This window comes from Curvibacter microcysteis (assembly GCF_028649455.1).
GTDB lineage: Bacteria > Pseudomonadota > Gammaproteobacteria > Burkholderiales > Burkholderiaceae_C > Curvibacter > Curvibacter microcysteis.
This window is the reverse complement of the sequence record NZ_JAQSIO010000001.1, coordinates 612453-637551: the sequence shown is the minus strand read 5'-3', so window position 1 is coordinate 637551 and position 25099 is coordinate 612453. Positions and strand designations below refer to the sequence as shown.

The 25099-nt window shown below is 69.5% G+C and carries 24 protein-coding genes and 2 pseudogenes; 12 read left to right on the top strand and 14 right to left on the bottom strand.

What is annotated here, in order from left to right:
* The first annotated feature begins 72 nt into the window (after nucleotides 1-72).
* The 3 genes from asd (at nucleotide 73) to PSQ39_RS02775 (ending at nucleotide 2903) form a co-directional block, all read left to right on the top strand.
* Nucleotides 73-927, top strand: a complete 855-nt coding sequence (gene asd, locus PSQ39_RS02785) for an archaetidylserine decarboxylase (RefSeq protein WP_273925066.1) — start codon at nucleotides 73-75, stop codon at nucleotides 925-927.
* Nucleotides 928-989: 62 nt separating this feature from the next.
* A complete protein-coding gene (gene purT / locus PSQ39_RS02780) occupies nucleotides 990-2192 on the top strand; it encodes a formate-dependent phosphoribosylglycinamide formyltransferase (protein WP_273925065.1) in 1203 nt (400 codons plus the stop codon).
* 30 nt (nucleotides 2193-2222) lie between these two features.
* Nucleotides 2223-2903 carry a sce7726 family protein gene (locus tag PSQ39_RS02775; protein WP_273925064.1) on the top strand — a complete coding sequence of 227 codons (681 nt, stop codon included), beginning with the start codon at nucleotides 2223-2225 and terminating at the stop codon, nucleotides 2901-2903.
* A 92-nt stretch (nucleotides 2904-2995) separates the two neighbouring features.
* Here the strand turns inward: PSQ39_RS02775 and PSQ39_RS02770 are convergent.
* From PSQ39_RS02770 to PSQ39_RS02760, 3 genes and pseudogenes are all read right to left on the bottom strand, one after another.
* Nucleotides 2996-3097: pseudogene (locus PSQ39_RS02770) on the bottom strand (hypothetical protein); the annotation flags it as partial.
* Between the two features lie 143 nt (nucleotides 3098-3240).
* A pseudogene (locus tag PSQ39_RS02765) lies at nucleotides 3241-3465 on the bottom strand (beta family protein); the annotation flags it as partial.
* Nucleotides 3466-3584: 119 nt separating this feature from the next.
* Nucleotides 3585-5582, bottom strand: a complete 1998-nt coding sequence (locus tag PSQ39_RS02760; protein WP_273925063.1) for a sigma-54-dependent Fis family transcriptional regulator — start codon at nucleotides 5580-5582, stop codon at nucleotides 3585-3587.
* Between the two features lie 375 nt (nucleotides 5583-5957).
* Here PSQ39_RS02760 and exaC point away from each other — a divergent pair, with 375 nt between their 5' ends.
* Together exaC and PSQ39_RS02750 are read left to right on the top strand one after the other, a co-directional pair.
* Nucleotides 5958-7478 (top strand): acetaldehyde dehydrogenase ExaC, encoded by a 1521-nt coding sequence (gene exaC, locus PSQ39_RS02755; RefSeq protein ID WP_273925062.1) that lies wholly within the window; start codon nucleotides 5958-5960, stop codon nucleotides 7476-7478.
* A 110-nt stretch (nucleotides 7479-7588) separates the two neighbouring features.
* Entirely contained in the window at nucleotides 7589-7948 is a 360-nt protein-coding gene (locus PSQ39_RS02750) for a DUF779 domain-containing protein (protein ID WP_273925061.1), read from the top strand.
* 71 nt (nucleotides 7949-8019) lie between these two features.
* Here the strand turns inward: PSQ39_RS02750 and PSQ39_RS02745 are convergent, their stop codons facing one another.
* The 3 genes from PSQ39_RS02745 to PSQ39_RS02735 all read right to left on the bottom strand — a co-directional run bounded on the left by PSQ39_RS02745 (nucleotide 8020) and on the right by PSQ39_RS02735 (nucleotide 10530).
* Entirely contained in the window at nucleotides 8020-8364 is a 345-nt protein-coding gene (locus PSQ39_RS02745) for a TfoX/Sxy family protein (protein ID WP_273925060.1), read from the bottom strand.
* A 93-nt stretch (nucleotides 8365-8457) separates the two neighbouring features.
* Complete coding sequence (locus PSQ39_RS02740) at nucleotides 8458-9012, bottom strand: hypothetical protein (RefSeq protein WP_273925059.1); 555 nt, start codon at nucleotides 9010-9012, stop codon at nucleotides 8458-8460.
* A 21-nt stretch (nucleotides 9013-9033) separates the two neighbouring features.
* Nucleotides 9034-10530: an AMP nucleosidase gene (locus PSQ39_RS02735; RefSeq protein ID WP_273925058.1), complete on the bottom strand. Its 1497-nt coding sequence runs from the start codon at nucleotides 10528-10530 to the stop codon at nucleotides 9034-9036.
* 119 nt (nucleotides 10531-10649) lie between these two features.
* On the opposite strand from PSQ39_RS02735, the gene dbpA reads away from it, so the two are divergent.
* The 5 genes from dbpA (at nucleotide 10650) to PSQ39_RS02710 (ending at nucleotide 15605) form a co-directional block, all read left to right on the top strand.
* Nucleotides 10650-12065: an ATP-dependent RNA helicase DbpA gene (gene dbpA, locus PSQ39_RS02730; protein ID WP_273925057.1), complete on the top strand. Its 1416-nt coding sequence runs from the start codon at nucleotides 10650-10652 to the stop codon at nucleotides 12063-12065.
* Nucleotides 12062-12844, top strand: coding sequence for an SDR family NAD(P)-dependent oxidoreductase (locus PSQ39_RS02725; RefSeq protein WP_273925056.1), 783 nt, complete (start codon nucleotides 12062-12064; stop codon nucleotides 12842-12844). The genes dbpA and PSQ39_RS02725 overlap by 4 nt, the downstream gene beginning before the upstream one ends.
* A 137-nt stretch (nucleotides 12845-12981) precedes the next feature.
* Nucleotides 12982-13737: a GntR family transcriptional regulator gene (locus tag PSQ39_RS02720; protein WP_273925055.1), complete on the top strand. Its 756-nt coding sequence runs from the start codon at nucleotides 12982-12984 to the stop codon at nucleotides 13735-13737.
* Nucleotides 13738-13749: 12 nt separating this feature from the next.
* Complete coding sequence (locus PSQ39_RS02715) at nucleotides 13750-14763, top strand: tripartite tricarboxylate transporter substrate binding protein (RefSeq protein WP_273925054.1); 1014 nt, start codon at nucleotides 13750-13752, stop codon at nucleotides 14761-14763.
* A 5-nt stretch (nucleotides 14764-14768) separates the two neighbouring features.
* The gene (locus tag PSQ39_RS02710) at nucleotides 14769-15605 is read left to right on the top strand and encodes an amidohydrolase family protein (protein ID WP_273925053.1); all 837 of its coding nucleotides are present in this window, start codon (nucleotides 14769-14771) and stop codon (nucleotides 15603-15605) included.
* A gap of 16 nt (nucleotides 15606-15621) precedes the next feature.
* On the opposite strand, the gene PSQ39_RS02705 is transcribed toward PSQ39_RS02710, so the two are convergent.
* Both PSQ39_RS02705 and PSQ39_RS02700 read right to left on the bottom strand, forming a co-directional pair.
* The gene (locus PSQ39_RS02705) at nucleotides 15622-16272 is read right to left on the bottom strand and encodes an OmpA family protein (protein WP_273925052.1); all 651 of its coding nucleotides are present in this window, start codon (nucleotides 16270-16272) and stop codon (nucleotides 15622-15624) included.
* Nucleotides 16269-16802: a FecR family protein gene (locus PSQ39_RS02700; RefSeq protein WP_273925051.1), complete on the bottom strand. Its 534-nt coding sequence runs from the start codon at nucleotides 16800-16802 to the stop codon at nucleotides 16269-16271. Before PSQ39_RS02700 ends, PSQ39_RS02705 begins: the two co-directional genes overlap by 4 nt.
* A gap of 131 nt (nucleotides 16803-16933) precedes the next feature.
* Between PSQ39_RS02700 and dtd the strand changes: the two genes are divergently transcribed.
* Nucleotides 16934-17389: a D-aminoacyl-tRNA deacylase gene (gene dtd, locus PSQ39_RS02695; protein WP_273925050.1), complete on the top strand. Its 456-nt coding sequence runs from the start codon at nucleotides 16934-16936 to the stop codon at nucleotides 17387-17389.
* A 28-nt stretch (nucleotides 17390-17417) separates the two neighbouring features.
* Here the strand turns inward: dtd and PSQ39_RS02690 are convergent, their stop codons facing one another.
* From PSQ39_RS02690 to PSQ39_RS02680, 3 genes are all read right to left on the bottom strand, one after another.
* Complete coding sequence (locus PSQ39_RS02690; protein ID WP_273925049.1) at nucleotides 17418-19124, bottom strand: SulP family inorganic anion transporter; 1707 nt, start codon at nucleotides 19122-19124, stop codon at nucleotides 17418-17420.
* A gap of 55 nt (nucleotides 19125-19179) precedes the next feature.
* Nucleotides 19180-19632: an rRNA maturation RNase YbeY gene (gene ybeY / locus PSQ39_RS02685; protein ID WP_273925048.1), complete on the bottom strand. Its 453-nt coding sequence runs from the start codon at nucleotides 19630-19632 to the stop codon at nucleotides 19180-19182.
* A 102-nt stretch (nucleotides 19633-19734) separates the two neighbouring features.
* Nucleotides 19735-20694 (bottom strand): PhoH family protein, encoded by a 960-nt coding sequence (locus PSQ39_RS02680; protein ID WP_273925047.1) that lies wholly within the window; start codon nucleotides 20692-20694, stop codon nucleotides 19735-19737.
* A 49-nt stretch (nucleotides 20695-20743) separates the two neighbouring features.
* Here PSQ39_RS02680 and ruvA point away from each other — a divergent pair, with 49 nt between their 5' ends.
* Nucleotides 20744-21316 (top strand): Holliday junction branch migration protein RuvA, encoded by a 573-nt coding sequence (gene ruvA / locus PSQ39_RS02675; protein ID WP_273925046.1) that lies wholly within the window; start codon nucleotides 20744-20746, stop codon nucleotides 21314-21316.
* Between the two features lie 36 nt (nucleotides 21317-21352).
* On the opposite strand, the gene PSQ39_RS02670 is transcribed toward ruvA, so the two are convergent.
* From PSQ39_RS02670 to phnX, 3 genes are all read right to left on the bottom strand, one after another.
* The gene (locus PSQ39_RS02670) at nucleotides 21353-23629 is read right to left on the bottom strand and encodes a xanthine dehydrogenase family protein molybdopterin-binding subunit (RefSeq protein WP_273925045.1); all 2277 of its coding nucleotides are present in this window, start codon (nucleotides 23627-23629) and stop codon (nucleotides 21353-21355) included.
* Nucleotides 23626-24087, bottom strand: coding sequence for a (2Fe-2S)-binding protein (locus PSQ39_RS02665; RefSeq protein ID WP_273925615.1), 462 nt, complete (start codon nucleotides 24085-24087; stop codon nucleotides 23626-23628). The genes PSQ39_RS02670 and PSQ39_RS02665 overlap by 4 nt, the downstream gene beginning before the upstream one ends.
* Before the next feature lie 172 nt (nucleotides 24088-24259).
* Nucleotides 24260-25087, bottom strand: a complete 828-nt coding sequence (gene phnX / locus PSQ39_RS02660; RefSeq protein WP_273925043.1) for a phosphonoacetaldehyde hydrolase — start codon at nucleotides 25085-25087, stop codon at nucleotides 24260-24262.
* Between the last annotated feature and the right edge of the window lie 12 nt (nucleotides 25088-25099).

Genomic DNA, 25099 nt, shown 5'->3' with positions numbered 1-25099 from the left:
GCTGGTGGCTTTGTCCTGCAGCGCCTGCGGGCTGAATAAAATGGGGGGTTAACAACTCCCCGGGGTGCGCTCTTGTCTGACCGTCTTGTGGTGCTGCCGCAGTACCTGATGCCCAAGTTGGCGCTGACCCGTTTGGCCGGCCGCCTGGCCAGTGCCCGGGCCGGGGCTCTGACCCACTGGGCGATCCGCCGCTTTGTCGCCCGCTACGGCGTGGACCTGTCCGAGGCCCAGCTGGGCCAGGCCAGCGACTACGCCAGCTTCAACGATTTCTTCACCCGGCCCCTGCGCGAAGGGGCGCGTCCCCCCGCCCAGGCCGACTACCTGTGCCCGGTGGACGGCGCGATCAGCCAGTTCGGCCCGATCGAACGCGACCAGATCTTCCAGGCCAAGGGCCACTCGTACAGCACCCAGGCCCTGGTGGGCGGCAACGCCGCGCTGGCACGCCAGTTCGAGGACGGGCACTTCGCCACCCTGTACCTGAGCCCGCGCGACTACCACCGCATCCACATGCCCTGCGACGGCCGCCTGCTGCGCATGATCCATGTGCCGGGCGACCTGTTCTCGGTCAACCCCGCCACGGCGCGCGGCATCCCGGGCCTGTTTGCGCGCAACGAGCGCGTGGTCTGTGTGTTCGAGGACGCCGCGGGGCGCCCCTTTGTGCTGACCCTGGTCGGCGCCACCATCGTGGGCAGCATGGCCACCGTCTGGCATGGCCTGGTCAACCCGCCGCGCCCCGGCACGGTGCGCGAGTGGCGCTACGACAGCCAGTCCGTGCAGTTGAAAAAAGGCGACGAGATGGGCCGTTTCCTGTTGGGCTCCACGGTCGTGATGCTGTTCCCCAAGAACACCCTGGCCTTCAATCCCGACTGGGCGCCCGCCCGCGCCATCCGCATGGGCGAGGCCATGGCCCAGGCCTTGGCGGCCTGATTGGTGTTCTTGTTCTTCTTCCTGCAACCCTTACCAACCGACGCGCACTGCGCTTGATCCCCATGACCACACTCGGCACCCCCCTCTCGCCCTCGGCGACCAAAGTCATGCTGCTTGGCTCCGGCGAGCTGGGCAAAGAAGTGTTGATCGCCCTGCAACGCCTGGGCGTTGAAACCACCGCGGTCGACCGCTACGAGAACGCCCCCGGCCAGCAGGTGGCGCACCATGCGCGCACCATCACCATGAGTGACCCGGCCCAGCTCAAGGCCCTGATCGAGACCGAGCGCCCGCACCTGGTGGTGCCCGAGATCGAAGCCATCGCCACCCCCATGCTCGAAGAACTGGAAGCCGCTGGCGTGGTGCGTGTGATCCCCACCGCGCGTGCCGCCCGCCTGACCATGGACCGCGAAGGCATCCGCCGCCTGGCCGCCGAGACCCTGGGCCTGCCCACCAGCCCCTACCAGTTCTGCGACTCGCTGGCCGAGCTGCAAGCCGCCATCGACGCCGGCATTGGCTACCCCTGCGTGGTCAAGCCTGTGATGAGCAGCTCGGGCAAGGGCCAAAGCAAGATCGACGGCCCCGCCGACGTGCAAAAGGCCTGGGACTACGCCATGGCCGGTGGCCGCGTCAGCCACGGCCGCGTGATCGTCGAAGGCTTCATCGACTTCGACTACGAAATCACCTTGCTGACCGTGCGCGCCCGTGGCGCGGATGGCCAGGTGCAAACCCAGTACTGCGAGCCCATCGGCCACGTGCAGGTCAGCGGCGACTACGTGGAAAGCTGGCAACCCCAGCCCATGCACGCGCGTGCCCTCGAGGCCTCGCGCCACATCGCCAAGGCCGTGACCGACAACCTGGGCGGCCAGGGCTTGTTTGGCGTGGAACTGTTTGTGAAGGGCGAGCAGGTCTGGTTCAGCGAAGTCAGCCCGCGCCCGCACGACACCGGCCTGGTGACCCTGTGCACCCAGCACCAAAGCGAGTTTGAGCTGCACGCCCGCGCCATCCTGGGCCTGCCGGTGGACACCAGCCTGCGCAACCCCGGCGCCAGCGCCGTGATCTACGGCGGCGTCGAAGCCCAGGGCATTGTGTTCGACGGCGTGGACGAAGCGCTGGCCATCCCCGGCACCGACCTGCGCCTGTTCGGCAAGCCCGAGAGCTTCACCAAGCGCCGCATGGGTGTGGCCCTGGCGCGCGGCACCGACGTCGACAGCGCCCGCGACACGGCCAAGCTGGCCGCCTCCAAGGTCAAGCCGCGCCAGGCCTGAGGCCCGCCAAGGCACCGGGGGACGCCTGACATGAACGAGGCCCCAATCCGCGTCGCCTTGATCGATCACCTGCGGCGTCAGGGGGCAGGTTGTCAGGCGCGCTTCATCTCGGAGCTCTTCATTGATCGTTTTGGGCGGCGTGCTGACTTGGTTCAGGTGGGCACGCGTTTAGCGGCGTTTGAGATCAAGAGCGAATACGACCGTTTGGACCGACTGCCTGGGCAGTTGCTCAGCTACTGCCGATTTTTTGAGCGGGTGACCGTGGTCTGCGCCCCATGCCATGGGCTGGAGGTGAAGGCCCTGGTGCCAACGGGTGTGGGGGTTTGGCAGGTCAACACCGATGGTGGGTTTCAGGTTGTTCAAGCGGCGTCCTTGCAAAAAGGGCCTGTCGTGGATGATTGGCTGAGTTTCTTGCCGGTCAGCGAATTGAGGGGGCTGTTGCGTGCGCAGGGGCTCAGCCCCACAGGCTCGCGTGAGTCGCTGCTCACCCGGGCCCGTGTCCTGTCCAAAGCCTGGGTGCGCCAGCAGGTCTTGAGCAGCCTGCGCCGGCGGGCGGACCGCCCGGCGCGCAGGGGGGCGCCGTTGTCCGCCCCGATGGGGCCGACCGCCGAGGAGCGTTTGCAGGCATTCTTGGCCCAGGTCAGTGTGCCTGCTGCTGCCCTGCCTCGGCTTGGGTCCCCTGTTGACTCATCGGTCTCATCTTCGCCTTGATCTGGGTTCTCTCGCAGTCGCTGAGACCAAGCCAACTGTCGAGCCAGGTGGAGGTTGACCCGCACGGCAATCCAGGACACTGGCGCCGCCCCGTGAGGATGTCCTTGAGCGGCCCTCAAAATCATTTGCTCACCCCACAGGCCGCGGGAGCCCAGGTGGGGGTCTGTGCTGACGATGGCTTGGGCTGCGCGCACATAACCTTGGATGCTTTGGTCCTTGGGGCTGCGTGCAAAGTCCCAGAACAACTGGCCTGTGGCCAGCGTGCCACGAACTGGCGCCAGGCTTCATACCCGCGGGCTGGGTTGCGAAGTTGTTGCTGTGCCTCGGGGAGGTGGTTGCCGTCATGGGTCAGGTCCAGGCAATAGGGGGCGCCTTGCATGACCTCAGCCGCCCGCTCCGCGCTTCTGAGAAAGTCGTTGGACCTGGGCCAGCGCCCCAGGGTCAGCAAGGGCAGCATCGCCGCTCGTTGTTCGATGGCGAGATGCTGCAGGCCTTTGAGCTCAGAACTTCGTGTGCGCAGCGCCGGAAAATAGGGGTAGCCATCAAAGCGGAAGTGGTTCATCGGACCCTCCTGAAGGTCGATGATTCTGAGCCGCCCCGTGCCTTGCCTTTTGGTGCTTTCAGATCAAAGGGTTTCGCCAGCTGACCGATCGAGTCAGCCGTGCCCGAACACCACTCTTCTCAAGCCCCCATCCGCCGATAAAGCGTCTGCCGGCTGATGCCCAGCTGCCGGGCGGCGGCCGACAGGTTGCCCTGGTGCTGCTGGATGGCTTGCTGGATCGCCGCGCGCGAGATGTCGGCCAGCTTTTGCTCGCCGCTCGGGGGCGTGCCCACGGCCGCAGCAGGCGGGGTGGTGGCGGCGCTGTCGCTGCCGCCCGCCCATGGCGCGGCGGCGCGCTGCAGCAGCTCGCGCAGGTCGTCGCCCAGGTGGGGCCAGTCGATGCAGTGTTCGTCGGGGTCCAGCATGGCGATGGCGGTGCGCAGCACGCTGGCGTATTGGCGCAGGTTGCCGGGCCAGTCGTAGGCGGCCAGCCGGGCTTGCAGTTCGGGCGCCAGGTGCAGGCGCGGCTCGCCGCTCAGTTCCAGCAGCAGCTTGTCGGTCAGCGCGGCAAAGTCGCTGCGCGCGCGCAAGGGCGGCAACTGCAGGCTCAGGCCGTTGAGGCGGTAGTACAGGTCGGCGCGGAAGCGCCCAGCCTCGGCCGCTTCGCGCAGCGGCTGGTGGGTGGCGCAGACCAGGGCAAAGTCCACAGCCACGGCCTCGCCACCCCCCAGCGGGCTGACCTGGCGCTCTTGCAGCACGCGCAGCAGCCGGGTTTGCAGGGCCAGTGGCATGTCGCCGATCTCATCAAGGAACAGGGTGCCGCCGTCGGCCTCGCGCAGGCGGCCCGGGCGGCCCTCCTTGCGGGCACCGGTGAAGGCCCCAGCGCTGTAGCCAAACAGCTCGGCCTCGATCAGCTGCTCCGGCAGGGCGGCGCAGTTGATGGCCACAAAAGGGCGGTGGCGGCGCGGCGAGCTGTCGTGCAGGGCGCGGGCAAACAGCTCTTTGCCGACGCCGGACTCGCCCAACAACAGCACCGGGATGGGCTTGCCCGCCACGCGCCGGGCCTTGTCGGCAGCGGCACGCCAGGCGTGGTCGCCGGTGTCGAGTTGCTGCAAGGCGTCCTGGACTTCGCTGGGGGTGCTTGGCGCGCTGCGGCCTTCGTGCGGGGCGGGGTGGGCGCGCAGGGTCAGGGGGCGGGCGGGGCTGCGGCCGGGCGGGTTGTACAGCTGGGCATGGATCGGGCTGCCGTCGCGTCGGTGCAGGCACAGGGGCTGCTGCGGCTGCTGGTGGGCGCGCAGCAGCAGGGCCTCGAAGCGGGTGTCCAGCACGCGGGCCAGCGGGGTGGCGCCAATGTCCTCGCGCTGCAGGCCCAGCAGCTTCAGGGCCTGGCGGTTGGCGCCCATGATCCAGCCGTCTTCCGACAAGGCCACGATGCCTTCGGCCAGGGTGCCGATGCCGTGGGCTTGCGGGTGCAGGTGCAGGCGGGTCTGTTGCTGGCAACTGGTGGTGAACAAGCGGTTCTCGATCATGCGCGCCGCCGTGTTGACCAGGCCCAGGGTGTGCGGGTGGTGGCTGCGCTGGTCGCCCGAGATGTCCAGGATGCCCAGCAGCTCGCCGGTGGCCGAGGCGATGGGCGAGGCCGCGCAGGTCAGGAAGTCGTTGCGCTCCAAGTAGTGCTCGGGGCCGTGGATCTCGATGCCGCAGGACTCGGCCAGGGCGGTGCCGATGGCGTTCGTGCCGCGCTGCGCCTCGTGCCAGTTCGCGCCGGCCTGCAAGGCCACGCGCTCGGCCTTGCCCAGGAAGTCGGCGTCACCCAGGGTGTGCATCAGGGTGCCGTGGCGGTCGGCCAGCACCACCATGCTGTGGCTGTGGCGCACCTGTTCGAACAGGTACTCCATGACGGGCTGGGAGTGGTTGATCAGGTCGCGGTTGCAGGCCAGGGCCTGACGCAGCTCACCGCCGCTCAGGTGCTCGGCATGCCGGCTGTTGTGGCTGGGCGCCAGGCCGGCGGCCAGGCTGCGGCGCCAGGAGCGGGCCACGCGTTCGTCCACGCGGCCCAGGGACAGGTCGTCGCCGCTCAGCAGGCGCAGCCGGGCTTCGCGCAAGAGCGGGGCGGGAACAGGGTGCAGGTTCGCCATTGGGATGTGTCTCCAGGGCACCTGAGGTGCTCGTTTGCCTGCAGTTTAGGGCCTGCCGGGTCGGTGCGGCCAGGCGCATGGCCACGGACAGAAGAGCTGTTCCATTTCTGGACAGCTGTCTGCTGTTGAGACGTCCGTTGGCGGACAAGGTGTCCGGCTTCAGCCGGGGCGCTGCGTTCCGTGGGGCCCCGGTGTCGGCTGCTTGCCAAGAAAAAATCCTTTTGAAATCAGTCGCTTGCGTGGCTGGTGTCGCGCCTGGCCGGGGTGGAGAAGCCCCCGCTGCGCAGGCCCCAGCGCGCTGGCATGGCTCTTGATAAACCAAGGTGTCCAAGGGGCTGGGCCCCGAGGCGAATTCCATAACACCAGGAGACATTTGTGATCTACGCAGCACCCGGCGCCGCAGGCGCCAAGATCGTCTACAAACCCCGTTACGACAACTTCATCGGTGGCCAATGGGTGCCGCCGGTCAAGGGTCAGTACTTTGACGTGATCACCCCGATCTCGGGCACGGTCTACACCCAGGCCGCCCGTTCGGGTGCCGAAGACATCGAGCTGGCCCTGGACGCCGCCCACGCCGCCGCTGACAAGTGGGGCAAGACCTCGGCCGCCGAACGTGCCAACGTGCTGCTGAAGATTGCCGACCGCCTGGAAGCCAATGTCGAGCTGTTGGCCTACGCCGAGACCGTGGACAACGGCAAGCCAATCCGCGAAACCCTGAACGCCGACATCCCGCTGACCGTCGACCACTTCCGTTACTTCGCCGGTTGCGTGCGCGCCCAAGAAGGCGGCATCAGCGAGATCGACGAGAACACCATGGCGTACCACATCCACGAGCCGCTGGGCGTGGTGGGCCAGATCATCCCCTGGAACTTCCCCATCCTGATGGCGGCCTGGAAGCTGGCCCCGGCCCTGGGCGCGGGCAACTGCGTGGTGCTCAAGCCCGCTGAATCCACCCCCATCAGCCTGCTGGTGCTGGTCGAGCTGATCGCTGACCTGCTGCCGCCGGGTGTGCTCAACATCGTCAACGGCTATGGCCGCGAAGCCGGCATGCCCCTGGCCACCAGCCGCCGCATCGCCAAGATCGCCTTCACCGGCAGCACCAGCACCGGCCGCGTGATCGCCCAGGCCGCCGCCAACAACCTGATCCCGGCCACGCTGGAGTTGGGCGGCAAGTCGCCCAACGTCTTCTTCGCCGACATCATGGACCAGGACGACGCTTTCCTGGACAAGGCCATCGAAGGCCTGGTGCTGTTCGCCTTCAACCAAGGCGAAGTCTGCACCTGCCCTTCGCGCGCCCTGATCCAGGAGTCGATCTACGAGAAGTTCATGGAGCGTGTGCTCAAGCGCGTGGCCGCCATCGTGCAAGGCAACCCGCTGGACACCGACACCATGATCGGCGCCCAAGCCAGCAAGGAACAACTGAGCAAGATCCTGTCCTACCTGGACCTGGGTGTGCAAGAAGGCGCGCAACTGCTGGCCGGTGGCGCCCAGTCGCACCAGCCGGGTGACCTGGCCGGCGGCTACTACGTGCAGCCCACGCTGTTCAAGGGCCACAACAAGATGCGCATCTTCCAGGAAGAAATCTTCGGCCCCGTGCTGGCCGTGACCACCTTCAAAGACGAAGCGGAAGCCCTGGCCATTGCCAACGACACGCTGTACGGCCTGGGCGCTGGCGTCTGGAGCCGCAACGGCAACGTGGCCTACCGCATGGGCCGCGCCATCAAGGCCGGTCGTGTCTGGACCAACTGCTACCACGCCTACCCGGCGCACGCCGCCTTCGGTGGCTACAAGGAATCGGGCATTGGCCGCGAAACCCACAAGATGATGCTCGACCACTACCAGCAGACCAAGAACCTGCTGGTCAGCTACAGCGAGAACAAGCTGGGCTTCTTCTGATCCCGCTGACGCTGGAACCCTGACACAGCGGCTCTCCCCTTGACGCGCCCCGTCGCTCGGCCCCAGGCTGGGTGCCCGGGCGCTTTTGAACGTGTGATGGAGGTGTTTTCATGGTCGATAAAGTCATGGCCACGCCGGCGGCGCTGGTCCTCATCGAACGGCTGCGTGCCGAGCACGGTAGCTTCTTCTTTCACCAATCGGGCGGCTGCTGCGACAACAGCGCCGCCAACGCCTACCTGCCCGGTGAGCTGACCATCGGCGCGGGCGATGTTTACCTCGGTGACATCGGTGGCGTCCCGTTCTACATCGGGGCCAAGCAATACGAGTACTGGAAGCACACGCAACTCATCATCGATGTGATCGAGGGCAGTGGCGGCACCTTCTCGCTCGAAGGCCCCACCGGCCAAGCCTTTCTGACCCGCTCGCGGGTGTTCACGGACGCGGAGGCGGCGGCGCTGGGTTTGGGCTGAGCTGAGCCGAACGCGGGCCGGTGCAGCGCCCCTCCGTGCCGAGGGTGGGGCCGTGCGCCCCTGAGGGCGCTTCAGCCGCCGCGCAGGCGCTTGGTTGGGGGTTTGGCCACCGGCTCCGGCAGGGCCAGGGCGGTGGTGCGCACCAGCTCGACCAGCCAGTCGCGTTCGTCCCAGTGGTCGGGGTCGATGTGGAAGTAAGGCTTGCCGCCGGGGTAGGGCGGGCGCTCGTCGGCCGACTTGAGCAGGGGCCGGGCGGCCTCGGTGGGCTTGAGGAACAACTGCTCGTCGCAGACCAGGCCCACCGGCTTGCCCGCGAGGTAGAGGCAGTACTCGCCGAACATCTTGCGCGCGCTCACCGGGCCGGCGGCCGCGAGCAGGTCCAGCAGGTGGTCGATGGTGCTTTGTCGGGTGGCCATGGTCGACTCCTCAGGCGGTGCGGTGGCGCGATTCTGAACCGATCCCCGGGCTTTGCCAAACGCGTGGACGCTGCCTGCGCCCAGGCCGCGCCCTCAGGGCGGGGGGCAACTGGGCTCCACGTCCATGCCCAGGCTGACGTAGTAGGCCCGCCGCTGCGGCGGGCGCTTGTCCGTCGTCAAGGTCACGTGCAAGCCCTCCTGGCTGGTGCAGTAATGCACCCGCACCGCACCCGCCGCCCCGGGCCACTGCAGGCGCAGGGACGAGGGCGGCAGCGGTGTGACCGTGGTGCCTGGGGGCAGCAAGAGACCCACCAAGCCACTGGCCGGTTGGGCGGAGGTGAACTTCGCCGCACGGCCCTCCAGGGGCGCTTCATGGCGCATCCAATCGCTTGGTCGGGGGCGTGTCCCCACGCGCACGCAGCACTGTGGCCCCGCCTCGATACCTGCCGGGGTCAGGGGCAGGTAATGCCATTGCCCAGCGGCACTGGGGCGGGCCAGGGGGGCGAGCGCCACGGCCTGAGTGGGGTCGCGGGCGTCGATCAGCCCCAGCGCTTGCCACATCGGGTCGGCCTGGGCGCTGCACGCCCCAAGCCACCAGACGGTGGCGAGCAGGGCGGGTCTCAGCCAAAGAGGCAGGTCAGCGGCCATCATCTGCCGGGTTGGGTCGGGTTACTGGAACGCCACTTCCGCAAAGCTGCGCAGCTTGCGGCTGTGCAGGCTGGCCATGCCTTCGGCGCGCAGGATCTCCAGCGCGCGGATGCCGATGCGCAGGTGCTGGTCCACGCGCTCACGGTAGAAGTGGTTGGCCATGCCGGGCAGCTTGATTTCGCCGTGCAGGGGCTTGTCGCTCACGCACAGCAAGGTGCCGTAGGGCACGCGGAAGCGGAAGCCGTTGGCGGCGATGGTGGCGCTTTCCATGTCCAGCGCCACGGCGCGGCTTTGGCTGAAGCGGCGCTGCGGCTGGTTGTCCGGCAGCAGCTCCCAGTTGCGGTTGTCGGTGCTGGCCACGGTGCCGGTGCGCATGAAGCGCTTGAGGTCGGGGCCGCTGACCTGGGTCACGTCGCTGACGGCGGCTTCCAGGGCGAGCTGGATCTCGGCCAGCGCGGGAATGGGCACCCACAGCGGCAGTTCTTCGTCCAGCACATGGTCCTCGCGCACATAGCCGTGGGCCAGCACGTAGTCGCCGAGCTGCTGGCTGTTGCGCAGGCCGGCGCAGTGGCCCAGCATGATCCAGGCGTGCGGGCGCAGCACGGCGATGTGGTCGGTGATGTTCTTGGCGTTGGCCGGGCCGACGCCGATGTTGACCATGGTGATGCCGCTGTGGTCGGCGCGCACCAGGTGGTAGGCCGGCATCTGCGGCAGGCGCGGCGGTGGCGCACCCAGTTCGTCGCCCGGCTCGGCGGCGAGGCCGACGCGGCGCGTCACCACATTGCCCGGCTCGATGAAGGCGATGTACTCGCTTTCGGGGTTCTTCATCTCCTCGTGGCCCAAGCGCACGAATTCATCGATGTAGAACTGGTAGTTGGTGAACAGCACAAAGTTCTGGAAGGCCCGCGGCGAGGTGCCCGTGTAGTGGCGCAGCCGGTGCAGCGAATAGTCCACGCGCGGCGCGGTGAACAGCGACAGGGGCTGGGCCTCGCCGGGCTGGGGCGTCCAGGTGCCGTTGGCAATGCCGTCGTCCATGGCCGCGAGGTCGGGCAGGTCGAACACGTCGCGCATGAGCTGGCGGCGCTCCAGGCTCATCTGGCCTTCGACGTGGTCGTGCTCGCTGAACGAGAAGTGCACCGGGATGGGCTGGTTGCTGGTGCCCACCTCCAGCTCGACGCCGTGGTTTTGCAGCAGCAGGCGGAACTGGTCCAGGTAGTAGGCGTGGTACAGGTCGGGCCGGGTCAGCGTGGTCTCGTAGCGGCCCGGGCCGGCCACAAAGCCATAGGCCAGGTGGGCGATGTCGGGGTTTTGCTTGCTGCGCGACACCGTCTCGGTGTGGATGCGCACAAAGGGATAGCACGCCCGCACATGGCCTGGCAGGGTTTCGCCGGCCACAAAACGCTGCATGGCGTCGCGCAGGTGGGCGATTTGCTGGTCGTAGATTTCATGCACCTGTTGCAGTGCCGATTCGGCGCTGAGGTGGCGGGTCGGGGCAATGAAAGAGGGCAGATATGGCATGTGACACATTGTGCAGCGGAGATTTCACAGCACTGTGAAGCGGCTGTTTTTTTTAAGCGCTGCCCGGGGTCAAGCCCGGTGCTGGAGCGGTCCCCGCCGCCGACCCGGATAATCCGGGGATGAACACGTCTTCCCCCGCCTCCGCCACGCCCCGTTTTGACACCCTGGGCCTGCCCGCTGCCGCCCTGCAGAACCTGGAGCAACTGGGCTACACCAGCATGACCCCGATCCAGGCCGCCAGCCTGCCCCTGACCCTGGCGGGCCGTGACCTGATCGCCCAGGCCAGCACCGGCAGCGGCAAGACCGCCGCCTTCGGCCTGCCCCTGGTGCAGAAGCTGCAGCCCACGCGCCTCGATGTGCAGGCCCTGGTGCTGTGCCCCACGCGCGAGCTGGCCGACCAGGTGACGCAAGAGATTCGCCGCCTGGCGCGTGCGGTGGACAACATCAAGGTCGTCACCCTGTGCGGCGGTGTGGCCTTGCGCGGTCAGACCCTGAGCCTGCAGCACGGCGCCCATGTGGTGGTCGGCACGCCGGGCCGCATCATGGACCACCTGGACCGTGGCAGCCTGAACCTGGGCGCCGTCAACACCCTGGTGCTGGACGAGGCCGACCGCATGCTGGACATGGGCTTCTTCGAAGACATTGCCTCGGTGGTGCGACGCTGCCCGGCGCAGCGCCAGACCCTGCTGTTTTCGGCCACCTACCCCGAGGGCATCGACCGCCTGGCCGCGCAGTTCATGCGCGAACCCCAGCAGGTCAAGGTCCAGGTGCAGCACGACAGCAACACCATCCGCCAGCTCTACGTGGAAGCCAGCAACGCCCAGCGCCTGCCGGCTGTGGCCCAGCTGCTCAACCACTACCGGCCCGAGTCGAGCCTGGCGTTTTGCAACACCAAGCAGCAGTGCCGCAACCTGGTGAACCTGCTGCAAAGCCAGGGCTTCAGTGCCCTGGCCCTGTACGGTGAGCTGGAGCAGCGCGAGCGCGACCAGGTGATGATCCAGTTCGCCAACCGCAGCTGCTCCGTGTTGGTGGCCACCGACGTGGCTGCGCGCGGCCTGGACGTGGCCAACCTGCAGGCGGTGATCAACGTCGACGTCAGCCCCGACGCCGAGGTCCATGTGCACCGCATTGGCCGCACTGGCCGCGCGGGCGCCGAGGGCCTGGCCCTGACCCTGGTCAGCATGGACGAGATGGGCTACGTGGGCCGCATCGAGCAGATGCAGGGCCGCGAGTCCGACTGGGTGCCGCTGGACAGCCTGACCCCGACCGGCAAGGGCCCGCTCAAGGCCCCGATGGCGACGCTGCAAATCGTCGGCGGGCGCAAAGAGAAGATCCGCGCCGGCGACGTGTTGGGCGCCCTGACCGGCGAGGCCGGCTTTGTCAAAGACCAGATCGGCAAGATCAACGTCAACGAGTTCTCCACCTACGTGGCGGTCGACGCCGGCATCGCCCGCGAGGCGGTGCGCCGCCTCTCGGCCGGTCGCATCAAGGGCAAGGTGGTGAAGGTGCGCCTGCTCGAAGGCGAAGACGCGTGAGCGATTCCGCCGCTGCTGCCCCGCCCCAGTCTGCCGGGCCCTGGCGCCTGGCGGCCCTGGACCCCGCTGGGGCGTTGGCCCTGGTGGTGGGCGGGCAAGGCGGTGTGGGGGCGGCCCTGGCGGCGGGCTTGGCACAGCGCCATCCGCAGGCCACGGTGCGCCTGAGCGCGCGCCAGCCCGCTGCGGCGGACGTGCTGGCCCTGGACCTGCAGGACGAGGCCACGATCGAGGCCGCCGCCCAGCGCCTGGCGCAGGACCTGGCCGCGCGCCAGCAAAGCCTGCGCACCCTGGTGCTGGCCAGCGGCTTTTTGCACCACGCGGGCGCGGGCCCCGAGCGCAGCTGGCGTCAGCTGGACCCGGCCTACCTGCAGCAGGCCTTTGCCGTCAACGCCATCGGCCCGGCCTTGGTGATCAAGCATTTCTTTCCGCTGCTGGCGCGCAGCGGGCCGGTGCTGGCGGCGTTTTTGTCGGCCCGCGTCGGCAGCATCGGGGACAACGCCCTGGGCGGCTGGTACGGCTACCGGGCCTCAAAGGCGGCATTGAACCAACTGGTGCGCACCTCGGCCATCGAGCTCAAGCGCCACAACCGCGACGCTGTCTGCGTGGCCCTGCACCCGGGCACGGTGGACACGGCCTTGTCCCAACCCTTTGCCAAGACGGGCCTGCGTGTGCGCCCGCCCGAGCAGGCCGCCGCCGAAATGCTGGACGCCCTGGCCGCGTTCGGCCCCACGCACAGCGGGCAGTTTTTCGCTTACGACGGCAGCAACGTGCCCTGGTGAAGCGCCGTCCCACCGCGCGTTGCGCGGGCTGGGACCTGTGTTTTCAAACCCCCGAAGCAGACCCGCTGGCGCGCGCTGTGCCCTTGCCGTCTTTGGCGTTACACTTCAAGTCATCTAGAGGACTAAAAGTCTTAAGCATGACACAGCCAGCCCTGCGCGCGGTCGCCGCCGCGACCCCGTCCCCCGTCCCCGGCCAAAGCCGCTACGGCGCCCTGGCCACCGCCTTGCGCCACCGCGTGGTGGCGGGCGAATGGCCGCCGGGCAGCGCGCTGCCGGCCGAACAGCTGCTGGCGGCCGAGCATGGCGTGGCCCTGGGCACCTTGCGCCGCGCGCTGGAGCTGCTGGCCGAACAAGGCCTGATCGAGCGTGTGCACGGCAAGGGCACGTTTGTGCGCCAGGGCATTGCCGGCGCGTCCATGCTGCGCTTTTTCCGCTTTGGTGACAGCGCAAGCGTGGTGCCAGCCTCGCGCATCCTGTCGCGCCAGACCGTGGCCGCGTCGGCCAGCGTGGCCCGCGCGCTGGGCCTGGCCCCGGGCGAGCCCGTGCTGCGCTTGCAGCGCCTGCGCCTGATCGATGCCCAGCCTTGCCTGCTCGAAGACCTGTGCTTGCCGCTGGACCTGTTCGCGCCCCTGGCCGAGGGCGACCCCGCCGACTGGGACGCCTTGCTCTACCCGATGTACGCGCGCCGCTGCGGCGTGCATGTGCAGCGCGCCATGGACGACATCGGTTTTGGCCTGCTGAGCGCCCCCCAGGCGCAAGCCTTGGGCCTGGCCGCCGGCCACCCCGCTGCCGTGGTGACGCGCTTGGCCTACGACCTGAGCGGGCGCTGCGTCGAATGGCGTTGTACCCGGGGCGACGCCCATGCTTTTCATTACACCGTGACCCTGACCTGAGGAGACAACACCATGCACCCCATCCCCCCACACGTACAGCCTTCGGGCCTGTCGCGCCGCCTGTGCCTGAGCGCGGTCGCCGCCACCGCAGCCGCGCCTTGGCTGGTCACCCGCGCAGCCCAGCCCATTGCCGGCGGGCGCACCATCACCCTGGTGGTGTCCTACCCCGCCGGTGGCGGGGCCGATCTGATGGCGCGCATCATCGCGCCGCGCCTGGCCGAGGCCCTGGGTCAGGGGGTGGTGGTGGACAACAAGCCCGGTGCCAGCGGTCAGCTCGCAGCCGCCCAGGTGGCGCGCGCCACCCCCGACGGCAGCACCTTGCTGCTCGATGCCTCGTCCTTTGCCGTCAACCCTTCGCTGTACCCGCGCCTGCCCTATGACAGCGACAAAGCCTTCACCCCGCTGGCGGTGCTGGCCACCTTCCCCAATGTGCTGGTCTGCACGCCCAGCTTCGAGGCCCAGTCGGTGCGCGACGTGCTGCGCCTGGCGCGCGCCAAGCCCGGCGACCTGGCGTACGCCTCGTCAGGCAATGGCTCGGCCCAACACCTGGCGGGTGCCTTGTTTGAAGCACGGACCGGCGCCCAACTGAGCCATGTCCCCTACCGTGGCGGCGGCCCGGCGCTCAACGATGTGATGGGCGGCCAGGTGCCCTTGTTCTTTGCCAACGTGGCGTCCTCGCTGGGCCACATCCAGGCCGGCAAGCTGCGCGCCCTGGCGGTGACCAGCCGGGTGCGCACGCGCTCGCTGCCCGATGTGCCGACGATGGAGCAAGCCGGCGTGGCGGGCTACGAGGTGCTGGAGTGGAATCCTGTGCTGGCCCCTGCGGGCCTGCCCGAGGCGACCCGCCAGACCCTGGTGGCCGGCCTCCGCCGCGCCCTGGCCGACCCCGAGGTGCTGGGCCGGGTGCGCCAGCTGGGCGGCGATGTGTTCGCCGACGCCAGCCAGGCCAGCGCGGGCCGCTTCATCCGTGAGCAGCAGGCGCAGTGGGCCCAGGTGGTGCGCGAGCGCCGCATCACGGTGGGTTGATCGCCATGGCGCAGGTTCTTGTGAACGAGGCCCCGGCGGCAGGCTGGGACAGCCATGTCCATGTCTTTGACGCCGAGCGCCCGGTCGCGCCCGGCCATTACCAGCCCGTGCACCGACCGCTGGAGGCCATCGAGGCCTTGGCCCAAGCCCACGGCGTGGGCCACCTGGTGCTGGTGCAGCCCAGTGTGTACGCCTGCGACAACGAGGTCCTGCTGCAGGCCCTGGCACGCCGCCCCGGCCGGCACCGGGGCGTGGTGGTGGTGGACGCCCGCGTGGGTGACGACGAGCTGGCCCGCATGCAGGCCTTGGGGGTGCGCGGTGTGCGCTTCAACCTCGTCTCGCCGGTGGGCAATGGCGCGGCCGACCTGCTGGCGCTGGCGCCCCGCTTGCGGGCCCTGGGCTGGCATGTGCAGTGGTATGCCCGGGCCAGTGACTTGCCCGCCATCCTGGCCTGGCACCAGCGCACGGGCCTGCCCTGTGTGCTGGATCACCTGGCCGGTCTGCACGCCGAGCTGGCGGCCGACGACCCGGCCTGGGCTGGTCTGCGCGACCTGCTGGCGCTGGGGGCCTGGGTCAAGTTGTCAGGCTGGTACCGCTTGGGGGCGCAGGCCCCGTACGCGGCGCTGACCAGTTCGGTGCAGCGCGTGGCGACCCTGGCCACACAGGCGGTGGCGGCCACGGGGGAGGCCCCGCGCCTGGTGTGGGGGTCGGACTGGCCCCACACCTCGTTCGTCCCCGAGGCCTTGCCGGCTTACGACAGCGTGTGGCAGCCCGTGCTGCAGGCTTTGGGCCCGCAGGCGGCGCAGGCCGTGCGCGCAGGGGGCGCGCGTTTGTACGCCTGAGGGGCGTTGCGGCGGCTCAGCGCAGCGTGACTTCCACGCGCCGGTTGCGGGGTTCGTCCACCTCGTCGGCGGTGGCGACGGCGGGCTCGCGTTCGCCTCGGCCCGAGGCCTCCACCTGCTTGGCGTTCAGGCCCTGCTGCACCAGCAAGTCGCGCACTTGCTGGGCGCGGCGCAGCGACAGGGCGTCGTTGCCGTCGCCGCTGCCCTTGGTGTCGGTGTGGCCCACGACCAGCACTTCAGCGCCGGGGTAGCGGGCCACGTCTTCCTGGATGCGGGGCAACTGCGCCTGCGACTCGCCGGACAGGCGCGTCGTGCCGGGTTGGAAGTACAGCACAAAGCGCACCGGGCGCGGCGGCGCGATGCGGAACAGCGCGTCATAGGCTTGGCGCACTTGGGCGGGGTCGGCCTGGTCCACCACCGGGGCTCGGTCGGCGATCGCACTGGCGCGCTGGTAGGGCTGGGTCAGGGTTTGCGTGGCCTGGCCGGCTTGCACCACCACACCGCTGGCGCTGCCGTCGGCTTGCGGCAGCAGCACCACCTTGACGACGGGCACTGGCGGCGGTTTGGGGGGCGGGCTGGAGCAGGCCGCCAGGGCCGCCAGCAGGCAGGCGCTGGCCAAGGAGCGCAGGGCGCCGGGCAGGGAGAAGGCGCGGGCGATGGGGTTCATGGCTGCTCCTCGCTCACTTCGACGATGAAGTCCGTGCCCAAGACCCCAATGGTCGAGGTCGGGGTGGTGATGCGCATGGACTCGGGGCGGTTCTTGCCAATCAGCCCTGTGATGACGCGCAAGCTGCCCTTGAGCATGTTGAGCACCATGTGGCCGTTGTAGGTGGTGTCGTTGAAGCTGAATTCACGCAGGTCCAGGGCGCTGTTGGGGCCCAGCATCAAGGTGGTGCCGTCGCGCAGCACCAGGCTGACCGAGGCTTCCGCCCCGGTTTGCACGCGCTCAGACGCCTGCACAAAGTCGCCCGACACCAGGGGGCGCGGGGTTGGGCCCTGCACGCTCCAGGCCAGCACCCGCCCGGTCACCAGCTTGACCGTGGCCGCACGTTCGCTGTTGGCCACGGTGGTCTGTCGGGTGGGGCTGGCGCTGCTGCCGGTGGATGGGGTTTGGGCCTGGGCCGCGCCCAGCCCCCACATCAGCAAAGAAAGCCCAGCCGCCAGGGGGCGGCTGTGGCGCGTGATGAACTCGGTCATTGACAATCGATCCTTGGCTACCTAGCGCCTGTGGGCGCTGGGTTTCAGTGAATATTCCACACCCTACCATTTTCAGCGCTGAGCGCACAAGGTAGGTGGACAGGATGCCAAGAACTTGGAAAGGACATGGCGTGATCAGTTTGATTCAGCGGGTCAGCGAGGCCCGCGTGTGGGTGGATGGCCAGGTGGTGGGGGAGATCGGCCCGGGCCTGCTGGTGCTGGCCTGCGCCGAGCGTGGCGACACCGAGGCCGGCGTGGAGCGCCTGCTGGCCAAAATTCTGAAGCTGCGCATCTTCAGCGACGAGGCCGGCAAAATGAACCGCTCGGTGCAAGACCTGGACGGCCAGGGGCGCCCCGGCGGTTTGCTGCTGGTCAGCCAGTTCACTTTGGCCGCCGATTGCAGCAGCGGCAACCGGCCCAGCTTCACCCAAGCCGCCGCCCCCGAGGACGGCCGCCGGCTTTATGAGCACCTGGTGCAGCGCGCCCGGGCCAGCCACGGCGAGGTGGCCACCGGTATTTTTGCCGCCGACATGAAGGTGCAACTGATCAACGACGGGCCCATCACCATCCCCTTGCGCATGGTTTGAGTCGGGCCTCGCTGCCCAGGCGGCGGGCTCAGGCGCTGGGGGCTGGCGCTGCGGTGGCCGCCACGGGCCGCTGGCGCAGGCGCTGTGCGGCGCGCACCGCGTCGTCCACGCTCCAGTACAGCGCCACATGGCCGTAGCCACCGCCGTCGGCCAGGCCCAGGCGCAGCAGGGCCTCGCGCGGCTTGTCCTTGACCCGGGCCAGCAGCAGCAAGCAGCCCTGCTGGCGCAGCGCGGCCGACAACTCGGCCAGAGATTCCATGGCCGAGCTGTCCAGGTCGTCGCTCATCTCCAGGCTCAGCACCACCACCTGGGTGGGGCGGGCCAGCGCCCGTTGGCGCACCTGCTGGAACACCTGCTCGGCGTTGGCAAAGAACAAAGGCTCCTCGGGCCGCACCACCAGGATGCCGGGCTGGACCCGGGTCTCGGGGTGGCGCTCGCAGTCCAGAAAGTCGCGCGTGCCGGGCAGTTGCCCCAGCTCAGACAGCACTGGCTGGGCAAATCGGCGCAGGGCCAGCAGCAGCGACAGGCCCACCGCCAGCAGCATGCCGAACAGCACACCAAACAGCAGCACGCCCGCGCCGGCCACCAGGGCCAGCCAGGCGTCGCTGCCCAGGCGCAAGGTGGCGATCATGGCCTGGGGCCACAGCTTGTGCGACAGGATGGCCGCCACCACGGCGGCCAGCACCGGCAGCGGCAGCAGGGCCAGCGCGGGTCGGGCCCACCACAGCATCAGGGCCAAGGCGGCGGCTGCGGCCACCCCGGCCCAGCGGCTGCGCCCGCCCGCGGCCTGGCTGGCCGAGGCGGCCGAAAAACCAGCGCCCACCGGCAGGCCCTGCACCAGACCACACAGCAGATTGGCTGCACCCAGGGCCAGCAGCTCGCGGTTGGCTTGCACGGTGTCGCCGTTTTGCAGCGCCAGCGAACGCACCGAGCCCCAGGACTCGGCAAACAAGATCAGCAGCAGCGCGGGTGCGATCTCGGCCGCGCGCAGCCACAGCTCCGTGCTCAGGCCTTGCAAGGGCCCTTGCAGCGACAAGCCGGCAATCGGCCCGACCAGGGCCACGCCCTGCCTGTCCAGACCCAGCGCGGCTGACAAGCCCACGCCCAGGCCCAGCACCAGCAGCGAGGTCGGCACGAACAGCCAGCGCGCCAGACCGTGGTGCAGCAGTAGCCACAACGCCAGCGCGCCCACCCCCAGGACCAGGCTGGGGCCATGCCACTGCGGCCAGGCTTGCAGTTGCTGGGCCAGCAAGGGCAGGACTTGGCTGGACGCTGCAGCCAGGCCGGTGAGGTGGGGCAGCTGTTTGATGACGATGGTCACCGCCAGCGCCCAGGCAAAGCCGCGCAGCACCGGGCGCGAAATGAAGGCCCCAATGAAGCCCGCGCGCAGCCCCGCCGCCACCAGGAACAAGGCACCGGTCAGCGCGACCAGGGCGTAGCCCATGGCGGGCCCGCCCAGGGTCACGGCCGAGGCGAACACCGCCGCCGCCGACGAAGTGGGTGCCACGATGGCAAAGCGGCTGGTGCCCAGCAGGGGGTAGACGCACAGGCCCACCAGGGCGGCCAGCAGCGCGTGCGCGGGCTCGACCCCGGCGATCGCGGCATAGGCCACCGCCTCGGGCAGCAGCACCCCGGCGACCGATACGCCGGCCAGCAGGTCCGGGCCTCGGTGCCGCAGCCAGGCCCGCGCACCCGGGGTGGGCTGCGGCCGGGGGGCGGCGGGGGTGTCGTTCATGGGGGGGCGATCCAGGTGCTGTCCAGTGGCGTTCGGCCAGCCCTTGGGGGGCGCATCAATAGGGGTTGGCGAAACCCAGCGAGCCCAGCAGCAGGATTTCCAGCGCTTCCATTTCCAGCGCGTCACGCTGGTTGGTTTCGTGGTCGTAGCCACAGGCGTGCAGGGTGCCGTGCACCAGCAGGTGGGCGTAATGGGCTTGCAAGGTCTTGCCTTGTTCTTTGGCTTCGCGCGCGACCACGGGGGCGCACAGCACCAGGTCGGCCAGGATCACCGGGTCGTTGGCGTAGTCAAAGGTGAGGACGTTGGTGGCGTAGTCCTTGTTGCGGTAGGCGCGGTTGAGTTGCTGGCCTTCTTCGGTGTCGACGATGCGCACGGCGATCTCGGCCGATTGCGGCAGGGCGTGGCGGATCCAGCGGGCGACGGCGCTGCGCGGCAGCGCGGCGCGGTGCTCGGCCACATCGGCAAAGCGGGCAAATTGCAGGGACAGGGAGAGTTCAGGCTGGCTCATGGGGCGGCTTCCAGTGGGGGCGGCGGGGGGTGTTGGGGGGGAGGGGAGACGGCACCGACCCGTGTGCACCGGGTCGGTGGGGCGCAGGCCAGGGGGGCGGCCTCAGTCGCTGCTGGCGCGGCGCGCGGCCGGGCGGCCGGCGGCGTCGTAGGCGTCGACGATGCGGGCCACCAGCGGGTGGCGCACCACGTCGGCGCTGGTGAAGCGGGTCACCGCGATGCCCTTGACGCGCTTGAGCACGCGCTCGGCCTCGATCAGGCCGCTGGGCGCGCCCTTGGGCAGGTCGATCTGGCTCACGTCGCCCGTCACCACCGCCTTGGCGCCAAAGCCGATGCGGGTGAGGAACATCTTCATCTGCTCGGGCGTGGTGTTCTGTGCTTCGTCGAGGATGACGAAGGCGTTGTTCAGCGTGCGCCCGCGCATGAAGGCCAGCGGGGCGATTTCCAGGGCGTTGCGCTCAAAGGCTTTTTGCACCTTGTCGTAACCCATCAACTCGTACAGCGCGTCGTACAGCGGGCGCAGGTAGGGGTCGACCTTCTGGCTCAGGTCGCCGGGCAGGAAGCCCAGGCGCTCGCCGGCTTCCACCGCTGGGCGGGTCAGCACGATGCGCTGCACCGCGCTGCGCTCCAGCGCATCGACCGCGCAGGCCACGGCCAGGTAGGTCTTGCCGGTGCCGGCCGGGCCAATGCCGAAGGTGATGTCGTGGGTGGCCACGTTGTCCAGGTAATTGGCCTGGGTGGGCGTGCGGGCGCGCAGGTCGGCGCGGCGCGTGCTCAGCAGTTGGGCGCCTTCGGGCACCTCGGCCAGGGCGGTGTCGCCGGCCATCATGAGCTGCACGGTCTCGGCCGGGATGGGGCGCTCGGCGATTTCGTACAAGGCCTGCAGCACCTCCATGGCGCGCTGCGCGCGCGCCTTGGGGCCGTCCACCTTGAATTGCTCATGGCGGTGCGCGATGCTGACCTGCAGGCCCGCTTCGATGGTGCGAAGGTGCTCGTCCATCGATCCGCACAGGTGACCCAGGCGCAAGTTGTTGTGGGGGGTGAAGGTGTGTCTGACGATCAAGCTGATAATTCCGGCCGAAGGGCCCCGAGCCGGGGCCACAAGGACTGCAATGATAGGCAAATTGACCGGAACCCTCGCTGACAAAAACCCGCCCCAGCTTCTGGTGGACTGCCACGGGGTCGGTTACGAGGTGGATGTGCCCATGAGCACCTTCTACAACCTGCCCGGTTTGGGCGAGAAAGTCTCGCTGCTGACGCACTTCGTGGTGCGTGAGGACGCGCAAATTCTGTACGGCTTTGGCACCGCGCCCGAGCGCGAGGCGTTTCGCCAGCTGATCAAGATCAGTGGCGTGGGCCCGCGCACCGCGCTCAGCGTGCTTTCGGGCATGAGCGTGGGCGAGCTGGCCCAGGCCATCTCGCTGCAGGAGCCGGGCCGCCTGGTCAAGGTGCCGGGCATTGGCAAAAAGACGGCCGAGCGCCTGCTGCTGGAGCTCAAGGGCAAGCTGGGTGCCGAGCTGGACCTGCGCCAGCCCGCCGCCAACGACGCCCAGGCCGACATCCAGCAGGCCTTGCTGGCCCTGGGCTACAACGACAAGGAAGCCGCCGCGGCCCTCAAGGCCTTGCCCGCCGAGGTGGGGGTGAGCGAAGGCATCAAGCTGGCGCTCAAGGCGCTGGCCAAGTAAACGCCAGCGGCCCGGGTCGGCGCCTTCAGCCAGGCCTCAAGCCTGGGGCCGCAGCGGCAGGCGGCGCAGGCGTTGACCGGTCAGCGCAAACAGCGCATTGGCCACGGCCGGCGCGATCGGCGGGGTGCCGGGTTCACCGACGCCGCCCGGGGGCGCGTCGCTGGGCATCAGCCGGGTGCGGATGACCGGCATGTCGGCCAGGCGCAGTGCGTCGTAGCTGGGGAAGTTGCTTTGCTCCACGCGGCCGTTCTTCAGTGTGATCTCGCCCATCAGGGCCGCGCTCAGACCGTAGACGATGGCGCTTTGCAGCTGCGCGTCCACGCTGTCGGGGTTGACCACGGTGCCGCAGTCCAGTGCGCAGGCCACGCGGTGCACCCGCACGCGGCCGCCCTCCAGCGACACCTCGGCCACCTGGGCGCACAGCGCACCAAAGGACTCGTGCAGCGCCAGGCCGCGCGCGCGCCCGGCCGGTGCGGGCTGGCCCCAGTTGCCCAGCTCGGCCGCGGCCTGCAGCACGGCGCGGTGGCGCGGGTGGCGCTCCAGCAAGGCGAGTCGGTAGGCCAGCGGGTCTTGCCGGGCCGCGTGGGCCAGCTCGTCCAGAAAGCATTCGGTGAAGAAGGCGTTGTAGCTGTGGCCCACGCTGCGCCAGGAGCCCACCGGCACGGGCGTGGCCACGCGCAGCTGGCGCACCTCCAGGTGGGGGATGGCGTAGGGCAGGTCGAAGGCCCCCTCGATGTGGTTTTTGTCGGGCGAGTCCAGGGCCAGGCGTGGCATCAGGCGGCGCATGGTGTCCAGGCCAATCGAGGGCGCGGCCACGCGGTGGCGCCAGGCCAGCGGGCGGCCCTGGGTGTCCAGCGTGGCGCTGAAGCGCGACACGGCGGCGGGCCGGTACATATCGTGTTGCAGGTCCTCTTCGCGCGACCAGGTCAGCTTGACCGGCGCGCCCTCAGTGCGCAGCGCAATCGCCACCGCTTCTTCGACCATGTCGGACTCCAGGCGACGGCCAAAACCGCCACCCAGAAACGGCACATGGAACGTGACCTGCTCGCTGTCCACGCCCGCCACCTCGGCGGCCTTCATGCGCGCCAGCGAGGGGGCCTGGCTGCCGCACCAGACCGTGACCCGTCCGCCCTTCACCTGGGCCGTGCAGTTGACGGGCTCCATGGCGGCGTGGGCCAGGAAGGGCACTTCGTACTCGGCCTCGAGGCGGGTCTTGGCCTGGGCCAGCACCTGCTCCGCATCGCCCTCGTGGCGAAAGCGCGTGCCTTCCTCCTGGTCGAAGGCCTGACGCAGCCGGGCGCTGATGCCCTCCGACTGCAGCTGGGCGTTGGGCCCCTCGTCCCACACCGGGGCCAGTCGCAGCAGGCCTTGCTGAGCCAGCCAGCTGTTGCGTGCCACCACCACCACAGCCTGGGTGCCCAGGGCAAAGGCCTGCAGCACGCCAGGCAGCGCCAGGGCCGGGGCCGGATCCAGGGTTTTGAGGGCGCCGCCAAACACCGGGCAGTGGGTGATGGCCGCGTAGACCAGGCCCGGCGGGCGCACGTCCAGGCCAAACACGGCCTGGCCATTGACCTTGGCCGGCACGTCGGTGCGTGGCAGGGGCTGGCCAATCAGGCGGCGCTCGGCCGCCGGTTTGAGGCGCAACTCGCGCGGTGCGGGCAGCTGGGCGGCGGCTTGCGCCAGCTCGCCCAGGCGCAGTGGGGTGCCGCCCGCGCGGGCCTGCACCACGCCGTCGCGCAGCGTCAGCTCGCTGACCGGCAGCTTGAGTTGCAGCGCGGCGGCCTGCAGCAGTTGCTGGCGCGCTGCCGCCCCGGCCAGGCGCAGCGGCTCCCAGGCGTCGCGCAGGCTGGACGAGCCCCCCGTCACCTGCAGCGCCAGCGCATAGCCCGCGTTTTGCAGCGTGGCCCGGGTCAGGCGCGCCAGCAGGCCTTCGTCGTCAGGCAAAAAGGGCGACACGTTGAGCAGCAGCGCGGTGTTGCTGTAGATGCGGGCGATGGGCGCGGCCTCGACCTGCACCTGGTCCCAGCGCGCATCCAGCTCGTCGGCCACCAGCATGGCCAGACCGGTGTGCACGCCCTGGCCCATCTCGGAGCGCGGCACTGCCACGATGACGCGGTCGTCCGGCGTGATCTTGACCCAGGCGTTCAAGGCCACCTGCTTGCCCGTGGGAGAAAAGTCGCTGCCCTGTCCGATGCGGGTGCTGGGGTTGGTGCCGCCGCAGCCCACCAGCAGGCCACCACCGGCGGCCGCGCCGGCCAGTAAGAAGCCACGCCGGCTCAACGCGGGCTGGGCGGAGGTCGATGGCGTGTTCATGCGCGGCTCCCTTGCAAGGCTTGGGCGGCACTGTGGATGGCCGCGCGGATGCGCTGGTAGGTGCCGCAGCGGCACAGGTTGGTGATGGCCGCGTCGATGTCGGCATCGCTGGGCCGGGGCTTTTGCCGCAGCAAGGCGGCGGCGGCCAGGATCATGCCGCTTTGGCAGTAGCCGCATTGCGGCGTCTGGTGCTGCACCCAGGCGGCTTGCAGCGCGGCCACAGTGCGGTCGGGCGCGCCCTCGATGGTGCGGATGGCCTTGCCCGCCAGGCTGCCCACCGGCATCACACAGGATCGCACGGCCGCGCCGTCGACTTCGACTGTGCAGGCGCCACAGGCGGCGATGCCGCAGCCGAATTTGGTGCCGGTCAGGCCCAGTTCGTCGCGCAAGGCCCACAGCAAGGGCATTTGCGGGTCGGCGTCCAGGGCATGGCTTTGCCCGTTGATGAGGAGGGGGATCACGAGAGGGGCCTTTCTGCGCTGGCGCCGGGCCCCGCACCGCCACCGGTGATGGTGGCAGTGCTCGGGCCGGCGCATAAGCGCCGAGTGTGACCGATCTCTGGTGGCGGGGGCTGGCACGCAGGTGACTGGGCCGTCCGGGCCGCCCCACGTGGTGCGGCCAGGGGCGGGCTCAGTCGGGCCGTTCGCCGCGTGCTAGGCGCGCCTCGATCTGGTCGATCACCGGCAGCAGGTCGGCCACGCTGTCGATCACATAGTGCGCGCCGCCGGCCAGCAGTTCGGCGGTGGCTTGCTCGCGCAGGCCTTGTTGTTCGGCCGCGGGCGTGGCCTGCCACTGGGCCTGGCTCAGGCCCAGGGTGTTGCCGCTGATGGCCAGGCCGACCACCCAGGCGCCAATGGCGCGGCCTTCCTGCAGGCCAGGCACGGTGTCGTCCACCTTGACCACGGCGGCCGGGGGCCAGACCTGCAGGTCGGACAGGGTGCGCACCATCATCAGCGGGCCGGGGCGGGCGCTGGCCAGGTCGCCCGCGCAGACCAGGTTGTCGGGCACATAGCCCTGGGCGGCGGCCAGGGGCTGGACCACGTCCATGATGGGGCGGTTGTAGCCGGTGGTGGAGCCGATCTTCAGGCCGCGCGCGCGCAGCGCATCCAGGGTGCTCAGCGCGCCCGGGATCAACTGCGCATGGTCGCGCACGCTGGCCGCGTTCATGGGCGTGAAGACCTCGTACAGCGCGTCGCAGTCGGCGTCGCCAAAGGGGCGGCCGTGCACGCGCTGCCATTCGGCCGCGATGCGGGGCGCGGTGCCCAGCGCGTGGATGTGGTCCCATTTGGCCAGGCCCATGGGGACACGGGCTTCGGCCACGTCGATGCGCACGCCGTAGCGCGCAAACAGCTGCACAAAGGCGTCCATGGGGGCCAGGCTGCCAAAGTCGATCACGGTGCCGGCCCAGTCAAAGACGGCGGCTTGCAAGCGGGTGGGGGTGTTCAGGGCGGGGTGCATGGGGTTCTTTCT